Annotated in this window: 17 protein-coding genes; 15 read left to right on the forward strand and 2 right to left on the reverse strand. The window is 58.1% G+C overall.

Going from position 1 to position 17,519, the window contains the following annotated elements:
* Window positions 1-73 precede the first annotated feature (73 nt).
* The 13 genes from MPRO_RS16330 to MPRO_RS16390 all read left to right on the forward strand — a co-directional run bounded on the left by MPRO_RS16330 (window position 74) and on the right by MPRO_RS16390 (window position 13,763).
* On the forward strand, window positions 74-433 hold the full coding sequence (locus tag MPRO_RS16330) for a hypothetical protein (protein ID WP_067295136.1): 360 nt from the start codon (window positions 74-76) through the stop codon (window positions 431-433).
* A complete protein-coding gene (locus tag MPRO_RS16335; protein ID WP_067295139.1) occupies window positions 426-656 on the forward strand; it encodes a hypothetical protein in 231 nt (76 codons plus the stop codon). Before MPRO_RS16330 ends, MPRO_RS16335 begins: the two co-directional genes overlap by 8 nt.
* A 295-nt stretch (window positions 657-951) precedes the next feature.
* Window positions 952-3,939 (forward strand): FimV/HubP family polar landmark protein, encoded by a 2,988-nt coding sequence (locus tag MPRO_RS16340; protein WP_067295142.1) that lies wholly within the window; start codon window positions 952-954, stop codon window positions 3,937-3,939.
* A gap of 4 nt (window positions 3,940-3,943) precedes the next feature.
* Window positions 3,944-4,789, forward strand: coding sequence for a tRNA pseudouridine(38-40) synthase TruA (gene truA, locus MPRO_RS16345; protein WP_067295145.1), 846 nt, complete (start codon window positions 3,944-3,946; stop codon window positions 4,787-4,789).
* 51 nt (window positions 4,790-4,840) lie between these two features.
* Window positions 4,841-5,467, forward strand: a complete 627-nt coding sequence (locus tag MPRO_RS16350) for a phosphoribosylanthranilate isomerase (protein ID WP_067295148.1) — start codon at window positions 4,841-4,843, stop codon at window positions 5,465-5,467.
* 13 nt (window positions 5,468-5,480) lie between these two features.
* On the forward strand, window positions 5,481-6,671 hold the full coding sequence (gene trpB, locus MPRO_RS16355) for a tryptophan synthase subunit beta (protein WP_067295262.1): 1,191 nt from the start codon (window positions 5,481-5,483) through the stop codon (window positions 6,669-6,671).
* A gap of 25 nt (window positions 6,672-6,696) precedes the next feature.
* Entirely contained in the window at window positions 6,697-7,500 is an 804-nt protein-coding gene (gene trpA, locus MPRO_RS16360; RefSeq protein WP_067295152.1) for a tryptophan synthase subunit alpha, read from the forward strand.
* A 40-nt stretch (window positions 7,501-7,540) separates the two neighbouring features.
* Entirely contained in the window at window positions 7,541-8,404 is an 864-nt protein-coding gene (gene accD, locus MPRO_RS16365) for an acetyl-CoA carboxylase, carboxyltransferase subunit beta (RefSeq protein ID WP_067295155.1), read from the forward strand.
* Between the two features lie 93 nt (window positions 8,405-8,497).
* Window positions 8,498-9,778, forward strand: a complete 1,281-nt coding sequence (gene folC / locus MPRO_RS16370) for a bifunctional tetrahydrofolate synthase/dihydrofolate synthase (RefSeq protein ID WP_067295159.1) — start codon at window positions 8,498-8,500, stop codon at window positions 9,776-9,778.
* Between the two features lie 52 nt (window positions 9,779-9,830).
* Window positions 9,831-10,388, forward strand: a complete 558-nt coding sequence (locus MPRO_RS16375; RefSeq protein WP_067295162.1) for an SPOR domain-containing protein — start codon at window positions 9,831-9,833, stop codon at window positions 10,386-10,388.
* Between the two features lie 62 nt (window positions 10,389-10,450).
* Window positions 10,451-10,945, forward strand: coding sequence for a CvpA family protein (locus MPRO_RS16380; protein ID WP_067295165.1), 495 nt, complete (start codon window positions 10,451-10,453; stop codon window positions 10,943-10,945).
* 61 nt (window positions 10,946-11,006) lie between these two features.
* On the forward strand, window positions 11,007-12,533 hold the full coding sequence (purF, locus tag MPRO_RS16385) for an amidophosphoribosyltransferase (protein ID WP_067295168.1): 1,527 nt from the start codon (window positions 11,007-11,009) through the stop codon (window positions 12,531-12,533).
* 18 nt (window positions 12,534-12,551) lie between these two features.
* Complete coding sequence (locus tag MPRO_RS16390) at window positions 12,552-13,763, forward strand: O-succinylhomoserine sulfhydrylase (protein WP_067295172.1); 1,212 nt, start codon at window positions 12,552-12,554, stop codon at window positions 13,761-13,763.
* Window positions 13,764-13,807: 44 nt separating this feature from the next.
* Here the strand turns inward: MPRO_RS16390 and thpR are convergent, their stop codons facing one another.
* Window positions 13,808-14,335: an RNA 2',3'-cyclic phosphodiesterase gene (thpR, locus tag MPRO_RS16395; protein ID WP_067295175.1), complete on the reverse strand. Its 528-nt coding sequence runs from the start codon at window positions 14,333-14,335 to the stop codon at window positions 13,808-13,810.
* A gap of 82 nt (window positions 14,336-14,417) precedes the next feature.
* Here thpR and MPRO_RS16400 point away from each other — a divergent pair, with 82 nt between their 5' ends.
* Entirely contained in the window at window positions 14,418-15,374 is a 957-nt protein-coding gene (locus MPRO_RS16400; RefSeq protein WP_067295178.1) for a tRNA dihydrouridine synthase, read from the forward strand.
* A gap of 23 nt (window positions 15,375-15,397) precedes the next feature.
* Here MPRO_RS16400 and amrS read toward each other — a convergent pair whose 3' ends face one another.
* The gene (gene amrS, locus MPRO_RS16405; RefSeq protein ID WP_067295180.1) at window positions 15,398-16,489 is read right to left on the reverse strand and encodes an AmmeMemoRadiSam system radical SAM enzyme; all 1,092 of its coding nucleotides are present in this window, start codon (window positions 16,487-16,489) and stop codon (window positions 15,398-15,400) included.
* Between the two features lie 165 nt (window positions 16,490-16,654).
* On the opposite strand from amrS, the gene amrB reads away from it, so the two are divergent.
* The gene (gene amrB / locus MPRO_RS16410) at window positions 16,655-17,443 is read left to right on the forward strand and encodes an AmmeMemoRadiSam system protein B (protein WP_067295182.1); all 789 of its coding nucleotides are present in this window, start codon (window positions 16,655-16,657) and stop codon (window positions 17,441-17,443) included.
* Window positions 17,444-17,519 lie beyond the last annotated feature (76 nt).

Consider the following 17,519-nt stretch of genomic DNA (forward strand, 5'->3'; position numbering starts at 1 on the left):
GAGTGGTTTTTTGTGTATAAGAGACAGGCGCTATAATGGGTAAACTGCATTCAAACCAAGATGAGGCCACCCCATGCTGACTGACGAAGAGATACTGACAATCGCCTGCGACGACACAGACGGCCGCTGCATCGGCGTAGAAGGTGGCGCGCCTGGCGAGGTATTCAATGGCTACGAAGAGGATGTCGACGTTTCCGATCTGCTTATCATCTTCGCCCGCAAGATCATTGCAAAGGCTCATGAGCAGTGCCTAGCGATCAGTGACGAGCAGCTGCGGCAAATGGCGACTGAGGCGTGTGTCGAGGCAAACGGTGGGTTTCGAGGGTGGAATACCATGTTTAGCGGCGACCAAGAGGCGCATATCGACGCATGGTCAGACGGCTATCGTGCCGCTCTGAAATCAGACTCGAACGAAGAGGCGCCCAATGGCTAACATCTGGAAAACCTTTGAAGGCCTGCTACCCAACGACAGCCTGACCATCGGCACAGTGCAAACCGTCAACAGCGACGGCACCAGCACAGTGGAGCTACTGGACGGCGCGCGGGTGAGGGTAGTAGGGCAAAGCGTGGCTGCGGGGAACAAGTGCTATATGAAGCAAGGGCAGATCATTCAGGCGGCACCTAACTTGCCTCAGACGAACATGATTTTGTACTAAGTCTGTTTAACCTATGTTTATATGATCGCCTTAAGTAGGGGTGGTGGATGCGCACCGGGTGGTTTGTGAATGTTGCGGGTGGTTTGTAAAAAGTCTGAAAGCGCCGAGTTTACAATCTATGCGGCGGAATTTTACAAAATGCGCGGCGGGCTACACTTGGGGCTAATAAAACGCTTCTGCGGGGAGCTTTCCTTGACCGTTTCATACTTTATAAATAATACTCTGTTCGATATTCGGAATCGCAACTGTCTGATTTGACGGCGTAATCAGACAGTGGACAAAAAGGAACAAGCAGATGTTGCGCAAACTTGCTTTAAGTCTAGCTATAGCGGGAGTTCTGGGAGCCAGTCAGGCACATGCCCTGGGCCTTGGGCAAATCCGAATCAAGTCAGCCTTGAATGAACCGCTCGATGCGGAAATTCAGTTGCTGCAGGTACGCGATCTGGATCCGCAGCAGGTAGTACCAAAAATGGCGGATCTGGATCAGTTTGCGATGGCGGGTATCGATCGCTCCCGACTGCTGTCCGATGTCCAGTTTACGGTCAACATTAATCAAAATGGTACCGGCAGTATTCGATTGACATCGAGCCGCCCGGTGCGTGAACCCTTTCTGAATCTGCTGGTGGAAGTGAACTGGCCTAATGGTCGGCTGGTACGTGAATATACCGTACTGCTGGATCCACCCGCTTTCCAGGCTGCGACCATAGGTGGCAGTGCCGCACCGGTACCTGCGCAGGCGACTCGCAGTAGCGTGCCGGCCCCGCAGCCAGTGTTTGCGCCGCCCTCGCGTTCGCGCCCGGCAGCTGACAATATCCGCACCAACATGAACGGCCAGACTCAGGTGTACGTTGAAAGCAATGACACTCTCGGTGGTCTGGCCAAGCGTCACTCGCCCGGCGGTGGTACCAGTATCAATCAGATGATGCTGGCATTGCAGCGCAAGAATCCGCAGGCATTTCCCAGTTCCAATATCAATTTCCTCAAAGCGGGCGTCGTGCTTGATTTGCCGAGCCTGAATGAAGTGCAGGCGTTGAGTGCGCGGGAAGCCAGCAATGAAGTGGCGCGACAGATGCAGCGCTGGAAAACGGGTACGGCGGCGCCTGCGCCGAGTGCACCGCAGGAAGACGGCTCAAAAAAAAAGCCGCTAGCCCCGGCTGAGGGTCAGTCGCAACTGGCAGCGGCCGATGCGGGGCAGCTGAAGATTCTAAGTGCACCTGATCAGGGCGAGGTTACACCGGAAAAAGATGAGGCAGGTGCCACTAAAGTGGTCGAGTCGCCCGTTGCCGATCCTGAAAAAGCCGAATTGCTGCGTCGTAATGAAGAGCTTGATAATCGCCTTGCGGTGACTCAGGAGTCGGTCGACAAGATCGAGCGAGATAATACTGAACTCAATGACAAGCTAACCGCCATCTCGCAGCAGATGGAAACTCTGCAGCGCTTGCTTGAGCTCAAGGATCAGCAACTGGCTGCGCTGCAGGATCAGCTGCAGCAGGTTCAGCCTGCCGCGGCTGCCCCCGTAGCTGCCGCCAAACCTGCCCCCGAAGGCCTGGTCGAAACCGTATTGCAAACACCGGCCTACATGGCGGCGCTGGGTGCCGTTATCGGCGGCTTGCTGGTAGGGCTTCTGGCGCTTGGCCGCAGGCGGCGTGAAGACGATGACCTGGTTGAAAGTGCTGAGGCTGAACCCGATACCAAAGCTGGGGATACGCCTGATGCCGGGTTGGCAGGTGCCGCTGTCGCTGCAGCCGCAGGTACAGCAGCAGGCGCAACCGCCGTCTGGATTGCCGATGATGAACTGGATCAGGAAGCCCGTGATGCCAAGGCGGAATTCGAGGGAGTTCAGGCCGGTGTGACGGACGATACAGATGAGTTCGATCTGGACCTGGATCTGGACCTTGCTGATGAAACGCCAGTTGTACAGGCGGTCGTGGCAGATACACCTGCAGCGGTTACAACCACAACTGATCGGCCGTTGTTTGATGACGATGAGTTCGACCTGAGCCTGGATACGGACTTCGAAGAAGACATGCCGGTGCAGGATCAGGTCAAGGGGCTAGATGACGACTTCGATGAAAGTCTGGATGACCTGCTTGGGCCTGCAAATGGCGATGAGGCTGATGCCCGGCGCAGTGAGCTGCGCTCGGGCATGGGGCAGCTGGGTGGTGAAGTTGAAGCTTTCGACGAACCCGAAGATACGCTGGAAAGCCTGGGGCTGAATACGGTGATAGAGGGCAGTAATGTCCCCGAATCGGCGCAAGAAGACGGGTCTGACTACCGATCTGATGGCCAGACCCGCGACAGCGATACCGAAGCTGCGCCAGAAGCAGAGACAGCAGAAGAGGATGACGGGCTTGATTTTCGTTTGAACCAGGTTGCTCCTCTGGATTTCTCCAAGGATGACGACGACCTGATCGACTTGACGGCTGGGTCTGGTGAGGCGGATCAAACCAAGTCTGACAGCGATCTGCAGCCAAACGAGGTTGAATTCTCAAGCCCCGCCACTGATTCCTCGTTGGGCTCGCAGTCGGATGAACAGGGCGCTGAAAATTCTGAAGCTGTTCAGACTGTTGAGGGGGCAGAGAGCCTTGAGGGTGCAGAGTCCTTTGATGATGCCGCTCTTGAAGCGGCGCTTGAACCCACTTTGGATCTTGATTTTCCGGGCACTGATACTGCTGCGGCTATCGACGATGATGCCCTTGAATTCGAGCTGGATGATGAACTGGTGTTCAACCCAAGCGGTGCGAAGGACGCGCTGCAGGCTGAATCTGTTGCGCAGGCCAAGCCTGTAGCCAATGAACCACTGGACGAGTTAGACGCGCTGCTGGCTGAAAGCCTGGATGGCGATGATCAGGATGATGCCGACACCATAGAGCTTGCTGACGACGGTGACGATGATCTGGATGCCATGCTCGCCGCGCTGGAGTCTGAATCCGGCAGTGATGCAGATGCGCTGAGCGTCGCAGGAGCGTCTCTGGACGCCGATGAGATGGATGTCACCATTGATGACGATATGGATCTGGATACCGAGCTCGAAGCCCTTCTGGGCTCGGTGGATGATGATATCGCGCTTGACGACAGCGGTGCCGATGACGAAGATCGCGGCTTTGACGACATGGGTTTCCTTGAAGGTACCGATGAGGTCGAAACCAAACTTGACCTGGCCCGTGCCTATATCGATATGGAAGACCGCGACGGTGCCAAGGATATACTGAGCGAAATACTGAGCGACGGCAGTGATGCCCAGCAGCAGGAAGCTCGCAAACTGATGGAGTCCATAGCGTAAGTTCATGAAGTCCGAAATAGAAACTACTACGGGGGCGATTTCGATCGCCCCCGTCCGTTATGCGCTCTGTGTCGAATATGCTGGCTTCGCCTATAGGGGCTGGCAGACGCAGAAAGCCAACAATGTTCCCAGTGTGCAGGAAACGGTGGAAAAGGCCCTGAGCCTTGTTGCCAACGAGCCTGTCAACGTCATCTGTGCCGGGCGTACCGATGCCGGTGTTAGTGGCAGCTACCAGATCATTCATTTTGATACCCTGGCCAGGCGTGAAGAGCGCGCCTGGGTGCTGGGTGCCAATACCACTTTGCCGGATGATATCGCCATCCAGTGGGCGCGTCGCGTGGACGATAGTTTTCATGCTCGCTTCAGTGCCCGGGAGCGGCGTTATCGCTACCTGATTCGCTCAGCCCCGGTGAAGCCTGCGCTGCTGGCCCGTGGTGTGACCTGGACTCACAAGTCTCTTGACCTTGGGCGCATGAATGCGGCGGCAAAATATCTGGTCGGTGAACACGATTTTACCTCTTATCGCGCCGTTGCCTGTCAGGCCAAAAGCCCTGTGCGGGACGTGCGGGTGTTGCAGGTTTACCGTTCAGGGGACCTGATTGTTATTGATGTGCAGGCCAATGCGTTCCTGCATCATATGGTGCGCAATATTGCCGGTGTTCTGATGACAGTAGGCGCCGGTGAGGCTGAGCCTGAGTGGGCGCAAGAGGTTTTGCAGGCGCGGGATAGACGCAAGGGCGGCATTACGGCGCCACCCTCTGGGCTCTATTTCGTGGATGTACGCTATCCGGAGCATTTCAAGCTGCCGCCATCGTCCCTTGGACCCTATTTCCTGGGCGGGGCGGACTGACTTTAGACCGGTCCTTCTGGTATTATCGTGCGTTTTCAGGAAGCCACAGTCGTGACTACACGCGTCAAGATTTGCGGTATTACTCGTCTGGATGATGCGCAGGCGGCGATCCGCCTCGGCGCCCATGCACTGGGCTTTGTGTTTTATGCCAAAAGCCCGCGCCATGTAACAGCGGAGCTGGCGGCACGCATTATCGCTGATCTGCCGCCCTTCGTTACGACGACAGCATTGTTTGTCGATGCGAGCCCGGAATACGTAGAGCAGGTCGTCGCGACGACCGGCATAGATCTGCTGCAGTTCCACGGCAAGGAGTCAGCGGATTTCTGTGCAGGCTTTGGGCGGCCCTATATCAAAGCGCTGCGCATGAAACCCGGCCTTGATATCGTGGCGGCCATGCATGAATATGCCAGCGCCCGGGGTATCCTGCTTGATGCCTATAGGGCCGGCGTGCCGGGAGGTACCGGCGAGGCGTTTGACTGGGCGCGCATTCCAGTCTCGGTGCGACCGCAGATCATACTGGCGGGCGGGCTGAACCCGGACAATATTCGATCTGCCATAGCGCAGGTCAACCCTTTTGCCGTGGACGTCAGTGGAGGCGTTGAAGCGGCGAAGGGGATCAAAGATCACAATAAGCTGAAACAGTTTATCGAAGAGGTGGCAAGTGCCGACAAAAGCTGAACTGGCTGCACTGATGCAGTTACCGGATGACCGCGGACATTTTGGTCCCTACGGCGGTCGTTTCGTTTCCGAAACGCTGATTGGTGCCCTCCAGGAACTGGAAAGTACCTACGAATCCCTGCGTCAGGACCCGGAGTTTCAGGCCGAGTTTGACAAGGACCTGGCGCACTATGTGGGCCGTCCGTCGCCGCTCTATCATGCCGAACGCCTGTCACGGGAAAATGGCGGCGCACAGATTTATCTTAAGCGTGAAGACCTGAACCACACCGGCGCCCACAAGGTGAACAACACCATCGGCCAGGCTCTGATTGCCAAGAAAATGGGCAAGCCGCGTATCATCGCCGAAACCGGTGCCGGCCAGCACGGTGTAGCGTCCGCCACTGTAGCGGCACGCCTGGGTCTTGAGTGTGTTGTCTACATGGGTATCGAAGATGTGCGCCGTCAGGCGTTGAACGTCTACCGCATGAAGCTGCTGGGCGCCACGGTCGTACCGGTGGAATCCGGCACCCGCACGCTTAAAGACGCCATGAACGAAGCCATGCGCGACTGGGTCACCAACGTCGATACCACTTACTACATTATTGGTACTGCCGCAGGTCCGCATCCATACCCTAAGCTGGTGCGTGACTTCCAGTGCATCATCGGCCGTGAAGCCCGCCAGCAGAGCCTGGATCAGGTGGGTCGTCTGCCGGATGCGCTGGTGGCCTGCGTCGGTGGTGGCTCCAATGCCATAGGTCTGTTCCATCCCTTTATCGAAGATGGCGATGTGCGCATGTACGGTGTGGAAGCGGGCGGCTACGGCATTGCCTCGGGTCAGCATGCGGCGCCGCTGTCGGCGGGTCGTCCTGGCGTACTGCACGGCAATCGCACCTATCTGATGGAAGATGACGCCGGTCAGATTCTGGGTACCCATTCAGTTTCCGCGGGCCTGGACTACCCCGGCGTCGGACCTGAGCATGCCTGGCTGAAAGATACCGGTCGCGCGGAATACGTGGATGCCACCGATGATGAAGCCCTGGCGGCCTTCCGTACCCTGACCAGGGTTGAGGGCATCATGCCGGCACTGGAGTCCAGCCACGCCGTGGCCTACGCGCTCAAGCTTGCCCGCACCATGCGCGAAGACCAGTTTATCGTCGTTAACCTGTCCGGACGCGGCGACAAGGATATTCACACCGTGGCCAGCCTCGATGGTATCGACGTCTGAGCGCACTGCTGGAGTACAGATTGACATGAGTCGTATTAAAGACTGTTTCGCCCGTCTCGAGACTGCCGGGCGCAAGGCGCTGATTCCCTACGTGACCGCAGGCGATCCGTCGCCGGCGGTCACAGTGCCACTGCTGCATGCCATGGTTGAAGCCGGTGCCGATATCCTGGAACTGGGTGTTCCATTCTCCGATCCCATGGCGGATGGCCCGGTTATACAGCTGGCCTGTGAGCGCGCACTGTCCCACGGTACCCGTCTGCTGGATGTGCTGGACATGGTGGCGCAGTTCCGTACAACTGACAGCCAGACGCCGATCGTGCTGATGGGCTACCTCAACACCGTTGAAGTGCTGGGGTATGAGAATTTCGCCACCCGCGCCAAGGCGGCTGGTGTTGACGGCATTCTGACGGTCGACTTGCCGCCGGAAGAGTCTGATGACTTTATCGAAGTCATGCGTGCCGCCGAGATCGACGTGATCTATCTGCTGGCGCCGACCACCGATGAGTCCCGCATCAAGTCGGTGTGTGAAAAGGGCAGTGGTTATATCTATTATGTGTCCCTCAAGGGTGTGACCGGCTCCGCGGCGCTGGATGTGGCGGCGGTGGAAGAAAAGCTGAAGCAGGTACGCCGTCATACCGATATGCCGCTGGGTGTGGGCTTTGGCATCCGTGACGATGCCTCGGCCCGGGCGGTGTCCCAGATAGCCGATGGCGTTATTGTCGGCAGTGTGCTGGTCAATCGCATTGCTGAACTGGCGACGCAGCCGCAGCAGATTCCCGAGCAGGTATCCCGTATTATTGCCGGCATGCGTGCCGCCATGGATGCCTGAAGATCGTTGAACAGTTTTCCCGCACAGGGGATGGAGCAAAATGAGTAACTGGCTGGAAAAAATTGTCCCTTCACTGGCTCGCAATGCCGAGAGCCGCCGGTCCAACGTGCCGGAAGGCCTGTGGAAAAAATGTCCCAAATGCGAAGCGGTGCTGTATCGCCCGGAGCTGGACAAGAATCTGAATGTCTGCCCCAAGTGCAACCACCATATGCGTGTGGGTGCCCGCAAGCGACTGGAAATGTTCCTCGATGCCGATAATTTGCGTGAAATCGGCGTCGAAGTGGAGCCGGTCGATCGTCTGAAATTCCGCGATTCGAAGAAGTACAAGGATCGCCTGTCGGCGGCACAGAAGGAAACCGGCGAGAAGGATGCGCTTGTTGCCATGCGCGGTGAGCTTGACGGCATGCCTGTGGTAGCGGTGGCGTTCGAATTTCGCTTTATGGGCGGCTCAATGGGCGCTGTGGTTGGCGAGCGTTTCGTGCGCGCGGCCAATGTCTGCATGGAAGAGGGCATTCCCTTGATCTGCTTCGCGGCCTCCGGTGGTGCCCGCATGCAGGAGGCGCTGACGTCCTTGATGCAGATGGCCAAAACCAGTGCTGCGCTGGAAAAAATGCGCCAGGCCGGTATTCCGTATTTCTCGGTATTGACTGATCCGGTCTACGGCGGTGTTTCTGCGAGCCTGGCCATGCTGGGCGATCTGAATATCGCCGAGCCCAAGGCGCTGATTGGCTTTGCCGGTCCGCGTGTTATCGAGCAAACCGTGCGTGAGAAACTGCCAGAAGGTTTCCAGCGCAGCGAGTTCCTGCTCGAACATGGTCAGGTGGATATGATTATCCATCGCAAGGAACTGCGTGAGCGTATCAGCGGGTTGCTACGCAAGCTTACGCATTACAGCGAAGCCTGATTTTACGCCTTTTAATCCGGGGTCGACCGGGCCGCTGATCCATGATCAGAAGGTCCGGTCGACCCCGGTTTAGCTTTTAGTGGAATCCTAGAGATGGCAACTGGCAGTCCTATGGCTCTGAACGAATGGCTTGAGCGTATCGAAGCCTGTCATCCCAGTGATATTGAACTGGGGCTGGATCGTGTGCGTGACGTTGCCACCAGGCTTGAGCTGGATTTTTCCCGCAGCAAGGTCGTTACCATTGCTGGCACCAATGGCAAGGGATCGACCCAGACATTCCTCGATTGCATGCTGCGTGAGGCCGGTTACAGCACGGGCTGCTACAGCTCGCCGCATTTCCTGCGCTATAACGAGCGTGTGCGCATCAATGGTGACGAAGCGTCCGACGAGGCACTTTGTTCTGCTTTTGAGGCGGTTGAGGCTGCGCGTGGCGAGATTCCGCTGACCTATTTTGAATACGGTACTCTGGCGGCGTTGAAGATCTTTTCGCAGAAGGCGCCGGATTTTGTGCTGCTCGAAGTGGGCCTTGGCGGGCGCCTGGATGCGGTGAATATCGTCGATCCCCAGGTGGCGGTGGTTACCAGCATCGCGCTGGATCATACTGACTGGCTGGGGGATACCCGCGAGCTGATTGGTCGCGAGAAGGCGGGTATTTTCCGTGCTGATACGCCGGCGGTGTGCGGTGATCCTGAGCCTCCGGTAACGGTAGCGCAGGCGGCGGATGAGCTCGGTGCCAGGCTGTATCAGGTAGGTGACAGCTTTACGTACCTGGAGCAGGCGAAAGGCTGGCACTGGCAGGGTCGCAATCTGCAGGGCGAGTCCGTCGAGTTTCATTATCTGCCATTACCCGGGCTGCCGTTGCCCAATGCCGCCACGGCGCTGCAGGTGCTGCACCTGCTGCTCGAGGCGCCTTCGCGCAGCAACATAGAGTCGGCTCTGCGTAACGCCTGCATGACCGGGCGCATGCAGCGGCTGATGCTCGACGACACCGAATGCATTCTGGACGTAGCCCATAACCCCCAGGCGGCGCAGTACATCGCCGGGCGTCTGGCGAAGTCGCCGCCGGTCGGGCGTCAGCATGTTCTCTTGGGCATGCTGAACGACAAGGATGTGAACGGCGTATTGAAGGCCTTGCAGCCGGTGGCGCAGTGCTGGCACTTTGCCGGCCTTGGCGGGCCCCGTGGTCAGAGTGCGGCAGCGTTGGCGCTGCGCATGCGCGTACTGGATCCGCTGGCGCAATGCTTGACCTACAGTGACGTGGCCGAGGCTTTGGCCGGGGTGCGTGCGCAAGTGGCCGCCGGTGATAGGGTGCTAATCGCAGGTTCCTTCTTTACGGTGAGCGAAGCGCTGGCAAAGCTAGAGCTGCAGGGTTGAATTGAGCGGGTCTATGGGAATTGGGGGTTTGTTTGAATGAAAGGGCGCAGGCATGAATGACGGACTCCGACAGCGTTTGGTAGGCGCGGCGGCGGTGCTTGTCGCGGCGGTCGTGTTTATTCCGCTGGTGTTTGATGGCGATGGCTATCGGGAGCGGCATCTGCCGAGCAATATCCCCGCAGGGCCTGAACCGGTAGAAATTGTGACCATAGAGCCGCAGATCGCGGCCTTGCCGGATACCCAGGATGTTGCCCCGGCCCTTGAACCCAGGGAAATAGAACCCATGCCTGAGGCGGTGCTGCCGGTGCAGGGTGTGCAGGAAGTCACCCCGGACCTGGGCCTCGGTGCCGATACGCCGGTGCTGGATCAGCAGAATGTACCGGTCGCCTGGACGCTGCAGCTGGCGAGCTTCAAGGACGAGGCCAATGCCAAGTCCCTGCGCAAGAAACTGGTCGGGTCCGGGCACAAAGTGTATACCAGGCGCATAGGCGATCTTGTAAAGGTCTACGTCGGCCCCGATATACAGCGGACCAAGCTTGAGGCGCTGCAGGCGGAGCTCAAGAAGGATTTCGACCTCAACGGAATTATCGTGCGTTTTACCACACAGTGAGCATTGGGTTGTGTCAGACCCTCTGTTAGAATGCGCGCTGTTTAAAGGATCCGATCGGGAACATGAACTGGGCTGACTGGACCATCATCGCTATCATCGCCATTTCAGGGCTTTTCAGCCTGAAACGGGGCTTCGTCAAGGAAGCTCTGTCCCTGGCAAGCTGGGTAGCGGCCTTCATAGTCGCGCGACTCTTTACGGCTCCTCTGAGCCTGGTGTTGCAGGACTATATCGAAATGCCCTCGGCGCGGGTTGCCGTGGCGTTCGCTATTCTTTTTCTGGCTACTCTGATCGTGGGTGCCTTGATCAGCACGCTGATTGTCGCGCTGGTGCAAGCCACGGGGCTGAGTAGCACTGACCGTATACTCGGAATAGGTTTCGGACTGGCCCGCGGGGCTTTGCTGATTGTGGTGTTGGTAGCGCTTTTGGGCATTACCCCTGCGATTCAGGATCCCTGGTGGCACGATTCGCAACTTATCCCTCATTTTATTCAAATGGAATCCTGGACTCGTGATCTGGCGCAAGACGTCGTGCGCGCAATTTGGAATGTTGGACTTTAGTTGAACATCCGTCACGGCAGGATTCATCAAGGCTTTTCTGAACTGGTTTGAGGTGCGTTACATGTGCGGTATTGTCGGCGTTGTTGCCAAATCCTACGTTAATCAGACGATTTTCGACGCTCTTACGGTGTTGCAGCACCGGGGCCAGGATGCGGCCGGCATGGTGACTGGTGAAGGAAACCGGTTTTTTCTGCGTAAGGATAACGGCCTTGTAAGTGAAGTATTTCGCACCCGTCACATGAAGCGCCTTGCCGGTAATGCCGGTATTGGTCATGTGCGCTATCCCACGGCCGGCAGCTCCAGTGCCGCCGAAGCCCAGCCGTTTTACGTCAACTCGCCCTACGGCATTGCGCTAGCCCACAACGGCAATCTGACCAACGCTGAAGATCTGGCCGAGGAAATGTTCCGCGCCGATCTGCGCCATATAAACACCACCTCCGACTCCGAAGTACTGCTCAATGTGTTTGCCCACGAGCTGCAGGGGCAGGGCAAATTACAGCCCAACGCCGATGACATGTTCAGCGCCGTAAAACGTGTGCATGAACGTTGCACCGGTGGTTACGCGGTGGTTGTCATGATTACCGGCTACGGTATTCTGGCGTTTCGCGATCCCAACGGCATTCGTCCACTGTGTTACGGCAAGCGTGAAACCGAAACCGGCGAAGAGTATATGGTTTCGTCCGAGAGCGTGGCGCTGGATGTATGCGGTTTTACCCGTGTGCGTGATATTGAGCCCGGTGAAGCCATTTACATCGATATGGACGGCAATGTGAACACCCTGCAGTGCGCGCATAACACCCGTTACGCCCCCTGCCTGTTTGAATTTGTTTACCTTGCGCGTCCGGACTCCATTATCGATGGTGTCAATGTGCACATGTCCCGCATGCTGATGGGCGAAAAGCTCGCCGCCAAGGTGCTGCGCGAACGTCCGGACCACGATATAGACGTGATCATTCCCATTCCGGACACGAGCCGTACCGCGGCGCTGGAGATGGCCAAGACCCTCAAGGTGGATTTTCGCGAAGGCTTTATCAAGAACCGCTATATAGGCCGTACCTTCATTATGCCGGGGCAGGGCGAGCGCAAGAAATCGGTGCGCCGCAAACTGAATCCCATCGAAATGGAGTTCCGTGACAAGGTCGTGATGCTGGTGGATGACTCCATCGTGCGTGGTACCACCTCCAAGCAGATCGTACAGATGGCACGGGATATGGGCGCCAAAAAAGTGTATTTCGCTTCGGCCTCGCCGGCAGTGCGCTTCCCCAACGTCTATGGCATCGACATGCCGGCGGCGACCGAGCTGATCGCCCATGGCCGTACCGAAGAGGAAGTGGGTGAATATATAGGCACCGACTGGATGCTGTTCCAGGAGCTGGCTGACCTGAAGGACTGTGTCAGCGAGTGCAATCCTGATATTCGCGAATTCGATACCTGTGTATTTGATGGCAAGTACGTGACCGGCGATGTGGGTGTCGATTACCTGGCGCGGCTCGAAGTCAAACGCAATGACGCCGCCATGGCGGATGCGGATGGTGACACCGATACTGAAGGTAACGAGTCGGCCGACCTGCACACCAAAATTGAATAACAGAGGGCATCGCGCAGCATGAAAAAATTTGAGCGCGAAGAACGCATCCAGTTTGATGCGACAGGCTATGAGTTCGCTACCCTGGCGGTGCGCTCGGGTCAGCAGCGCACCGATGAAGGCGAGCATGGGGATCCGATTTTCACGACCTCCAGCTTTGTCTATTCCAGTGCTCGTGAGGCGGCGGCCAAGTTTTCCGGCGATGAAGAGGGGAATATCTATTCCCGCTTCACCAATCCCACGGTGCAGGCATTTGAGCGTCGCATAGCGGCGCTTGAGGGGGCTGAGCGTGCGGTGGCAACCTCATCGGGCATGGCGGCTATTCTCAGTACGGTACTGTCGCTGCTCAAGGTCGGTGATCATGTGGTGTGCTCGCGTAGCGTCTTCGGATCCATTGTCTCGCTGTTCGACAAGTATCTGTCGCGGGCGGGCATTGAAACCACCTACGTGGATCCGACCGACAACGACGACTGGCGCCGGGCTATCCGGCCGCAAACGCGGCTGTTCTTCCTCGAGTCGCCGTCCAATCCACTGGCGCAGCTGGCGGATATCGCCGCCGTGGCGGCCATCGCCCACGAGCAGGATATTCTGCTGGCGGTCGATAACTGCTTCTGTACGCCTGCGCTGCAGCAGCCGCTGGCCCTGGGGGCCGATATCGTCATTCATTCGGCCACCAAGTTTCTTGATGGCCAGGGCCGCTGTGTCGGTGGCGCGGTGGCAGGGCCAAATCACCTGATGGAAGAGGTGTTTGGCTTTATCCGCACGGGCGGCGCCTGCATGAGCCCGTTCAATGCCTGGGTATTTATGAAAGGTCTTGAGACCCTCAAGCTGCGCATGAATGCACACTGTGCCAGCGCGCTGGAACTGGCACAGTGGCTGGATGCGCAGCCGGGTATCGACAAGGTGTATTACGCCGGCTTGCCGGAGCATCCGCAGCACGAACTGGCCAAGCGGCAGCAAAGTGCTTTCGGGGCTGTAGTGTCATTCGAGGTCAAGGGCGACCGTGAAGCCGCCTGGCGCTTTATCGATGCAACCCGCATGCTGTCCATCACCGGTAATCTCGGTGATACCAAGAGCACCATCACGCACCCAGGCACTACCACCCATGGCCGCATGACGGCCGATGATCGTGCCCGCGCCGGTATTCGGGACAACCTGATCCGCGTTTCCGTGGGTCTGGAAGATCTTGCGGATATCCGCGGTGATCTGCAGCTCGGTCTGGCGGCACTCTAAGTACGCCAGTCAATGCACCAGCGCCAGATTGCAGCTTAAGCGATTCAGGCGCCGGCGCAGAGAAATTCAGCCTCGATATGGTGTAGCGCACCGCTGGGGCGCAGCAGGCTGCTTTTAAGGCTGAACGCATCGCACTCAAAGCAGAATGCCTGGCCGTAGAAACGCGCGGCTACGTGCTCCAGTACCGGGCTCAGATGATTGCTGTCGCATCGACCTAAAGTGATATGGGGAATGAAACGGCGTTGCTGCAAGGGAATGCCGGCGGCGCGCAAGCGCATTCCGATCTGCTGTTGCAGCTGCTCCATCGCAGGTTGCGGGTCTATCCCCATCCAGATGACCCCGGATGAAAACTGGCCTATGCCTTCGCAGCGCACATCCAGTGGTGCGAACTCGACCTCTTCCAGAGCGCTGTAAATGGCCTCCAGGCGGTGGCCGGGTTGCTCTCCCAGAAACTGCAGGGTGATGTGCAGCCGTTCCGGGGCTGTCCAGTGCAGGTGACGCACCGGTTGCTGCAGGCGGGCGATGGCGTCCTGCAGTGGGTCGGGCAAGTCGATGGCCACGAAAAGACGCATAGCATTCCTCCCTTATTTTCCGATCACCGTATAATATGCGGTCTTTCGCTGTGTAGATGAACAAACTTTAGATGATCAAAACGTGAAAATCATACTGGCACCGATGGAAGGCGTGGTCGATTACCTGATGCGTGATGTGCTGACACGCATCGGCGGTATCGATCTGTGCGTGACTGAATTTGTCCGTGTCAGCCAGAACCTGCTGCCCGACACTGTCTTCCATCGCCTGGCGCCTGAGCTGCTGCGCGGCGGTACCACGCCCAGCGGCGTGCCGGTTATAGTGCAGCTGCTCGGCAGTGATCCTGAACTTATGGCCGTAAATGCCGAGCGTGCCGCCGCCTTGGGCGCGCCCGGCATAGACCTCAATTTCGGTTGCCCGGCCAAGACGGTTAATCGTAACCGCGGTGGGGCCGTGTTGCTCGACACGCCGCAGGATGTTCACGCCATAGTGGCCGCGGTGCGTGGGGCTGTGCCGGCGCATATTCCGGTGACGGCCAAGATGCGCCTGGGCTACAGCGACAAGGCACTGGCACTGGATAATGCCCATGCCATTTTCGAGGCCGGCGCCGATGGCCTGGCGGTACATGCCCGCACCAAGGTCGAAGGGTATCGCCCGCCGGCGTACTGGGAATACATAGCCCAGATTCGCGAGGCCATTCCCATTCCGGTCACCGCCAATGGCGAGGTCTGGAGCTGGGATGATTATCAGCGCTGTCGTGAAGTGAGCGGTTGTCGCGATATCATGATTGGCCGCGGCCTGATTTCAAGACCGGACCTGGCGCGTTCCATCAAGCGGCGTTTGCAGGGTGAAGCCGAGGCAGGTATGGACTGGTTCGAAATGCAGGGCGTACTGCTCGATTATTTTGAGCAGATCGTTGCCGACAAAGTGCATGGCTATGTGCATGGTCGCTTGAAGCAGTGGCTGCATCAGCTGAAGAAACACTACCCGCAAGCGGAGCAGCTGTTCAGTCAGGTCAAGACATTGCGCGATATTGAGCCTATTCGTCAGTTGCTGATCGAGCAGCGGGCTGCCGCCTGATTCGGCTGCTGAACCCGGGCGCTTTAGCCTTCGCGGCTGTGAATGCGTACCTGCATGCGCTTGGCGCCCCAATCGCCAGGCGCTGTCTCGAAGTGCCCCGGTATCCTTGTGCCGCAGTGACTGCAGCAACCCTTCGCATCCAGCTGCCATTCCCCCAGTTGATACCAGTCCCGCTCAATCAGCCGTTGCCCGCAACCCGGGCACCAGGTCGAGCTGCCCGCAGGATCGTGCACATTCCCCGTATAGACATACCTTAAACCCTGCGCCATCGCGATTTCCCGTGCCCGCGTCAGGGTTGCCTGGGGCGTGCGCGCCTTGTCGAGCATTTTCCAGTCCGGATGAAAGGCACTGAAGTGCAGCGGCCTGTCGGGCCCCAGGTGCTCGAAGATCCAGCGGCTCATGGCTTCTATTTCGTGGCTGCTGTCGTTCTCATCGGGGATCAGCAGATTGGTGATTTCGAACCACACATCGGTATCGTGCAAATAGAGCAGGGTGTCGAGCACCGGCGCCAGGGCGCCGCCACAGATCTTGCTGTAGAAGTGCTCGGTGAAAGCCTTGAGGTCGACGTTGGCGGCGTCTATATGGGAATAGAATTCGGCTCGCGGCGCGGAGCACATATAGCCTGCGGTCACCGCCAGGGCGCGAATGTTCTGCTCGTGGCAGGCATCGGCCACATCCATGGCGTATTCCATGAAAATTACCGGATCGTTGTAGGTGAAGGCAATGGAGCGGCACGCCAGTCGCTTGCAGGTTGCGGCAAGATCCTCAGGGCTGGCACTGTCGGCCAGGGTATCCATGTCACGGGATTTGCTCATGTCCCAGTTCTGGCAGAATTTGCAGGCAAGATTACAGCCGGCGGTGCCGAAGGACAGCACAGCTGTGCCCGGCAAAAAGTGGTTCAGTGGCTTTTTCTCGATGGGGTCGACACAAAATCCGCTGGAGCGGCCGTAGCTGTAGAGCATGATCTGATCATTTTCGCGGCCGCGCACGTAGCAGAGGCCGCGCTGACCCTCGCTGAGTTTGCACAGCCGGGGGCAGACATCGCACTGTATCTTGCCGCGCTCGATGGGGTGCCAGTAACGGGTTGGGACAGCTGTGATGGGGGAAGCTGGCATGGCGTTGCCTCGCGCTCTGATGTGGCTGAGCCTGTTTAAAGCTTAGTCAATTTGCAGCCACCACAGGTTGCCAGTATCGGCGGCTATAATTTGCACAGTGCAAGATTGCGGGGCTCGCGCTTGAATTCTGTAGCCAGCCCGCGCTATCGGCGCAGGAGGTGGGCGATGAATCTACGCCAGGCGGCGGTGAGTGGCACTTTCTATCCAGCCGATAAAGCCGAGCTCGGTACCCTGGTGCAGCGCTTGCTGGATAAGGCTGCCGATGAGGAAAACCCCAGCAAGGTGCCTCGAGCGCTGATAGTGCCCCATGCAGGATTGATCTACTCTGGCGCCGTGGCTGCCAGCGCTTTTCGCCGGCTGCGCGACACCGGCCAGGCTTTTAGGCGTCTGTTGCTGCTGGGCCCCAATCACCGTGTGCCCTTGCGCGCCATGGCGGTGCCGACAGTGAGTGGCTTTGAATGCCCGCTGGGTGTGATGACGCTGGATACGGCGATTCTGCGTGACTGGGTCGACAATGGCTGGGTTGAGTATAACGATGAGGCGCACCGCCTTGAGCACTGCCTTGAAGTGCAGCTGCCGTTTTTGCTGCGTCTCAACCCAGACTGGCAGTTACTGCCGGTGATCGTGGGGCAGGTTGTACCCGAAGCCATTGCTGGGCTTGTGGGTGTCGGGCTTGATGACCCGGATACCCTGGTGATCGTCAGCAGCGATCTGAGTCACTACCACAGTTATGGCGTGGCACAGCGCCTGGACCAAGCCACCACTGGTCACATCGAACAGCTGGATCCGGGCCTGCATTCTGATCAGGCCTGTGGCTGCGTGGCGGTGAACGGACTCTTGCGTGCAGCGGCCCTGCGGGGGCTGGGCGCGCGTTGTATTGATCTGCGTAATTCAGGCGACACCGCGGGGTCCCGGGATAGTGTTGTGGGGTACGGTGCCTATGTCATCGCCTGAAGAGAACAGGCCAAGTAACTCTGAGTTGCCAGCTGCCTTGGGCGTTATTGGATCAAGTGAGGATTTGCGCCGGAGT

This window comes from Marinobacterium profundum (genome assembly GCF_001528745.1).
GTDB lineage: Bacteria > Pseudomonadota > Gammaproteobacteria > Pseudomonadales > Balneatricaceae > Marinobacterium_A > Marinobacterium_A profundum.

Coding starts and splice junctions, on each gene's coding strand:
- MPRO_RS16390 (WP_067295172.1), top strand. CDS start 12,552: ATGAAAAAATTTGAGCGCGAAGAACGCATCCAGTTTGATGCGACAGGC.
- amrB (WP_067295182.1), top strand. CDS start 16,655: ATGAATCTACGCCAGGCGGCGGTGAGTGGCACTTTCTATCCAGCCGAT.
- trpB (WP_067295262.1), top strand. CDS start 5,481: ATGCAGTTACCGGATGACCGCGGACATTTTGGTCCCTACGGCGGTCGT.
- truA (WP_067295145.1), top strand. CDS start 3,944: ATGAAGTCCGAAATAGAAACTACTACGGGGGCGATTTCGATCGCCCCC.
- MPRO_RS16380 (WP_067295165.1), top strand. CDS start 10,451: ATGAACTGGGCTGACTGGACCATCATCGCTATCATCGCCATTTCAGGG.
- MPRO_RS16335 (WP_067295139.1), top strand. CDS start 426: ATGGCTAACATCTGGAAAACCTTTGAAGGCCTGCTACCCAACGACAGC.
- purF (WP_067295168.1), top strand. CDS start 11,007: ATGTGCGGTATTGTCGGCGTTGTTGCCAAATCCTACGTTAATCAGACG.
- folC (WP_067295159.1), top strand. CDS start 8,498: ATGGCAACTGGCAGTCCTATGGCTCTGAACGAATGGCTTGAGCGTATC.
- MPRO_RS16330 (WP_067295136.1), top strand. CDS start 74: ATGCTGACTGACGAAGAGATACTGACAATCGCCTGCGACGACACAGAC.
- amrS (WP_067295180.1), bottom strand. CDS start 16,489: ATGCCAGCTTCCCCCATCACAGCTGTCCCAACCCGTTACTGGCACCCC.
- MPRO_RS16375 (WP_067295162.1), top strand. CDS start 9,831: ATGAATGACGGACTCCGACAGCGTTTGGTAGGCGCGGCGGCGGTGCTT.
- thpR (WP_067295175.1), bottom strand. CDS start 14,335: ATGCGTCTTTTCGTGGCCATCGACTTGCCCGACCCACTGCAGGACGCC.
- MPRO_RS16340 (WP_067295142.1), top strand. CDS start 952: ATGTTGCGCAAACTTGCTTTAAGTCTAGCTATAGCGGGAGTTCTGGGA.
- trpA (WP_067295152.1), top strand. CDS start 6,697: ATGAGTCGTATTAAAGACTGTTTCGCCCGTCTCGAGACTGCCGGGCGC.
- accD (WP_067295155.1), top strand. CDS start 7,541: ATGAGTAACTGGCTGGAAAAAATTGTCCCTTCACTGGCTCGCAATGCC.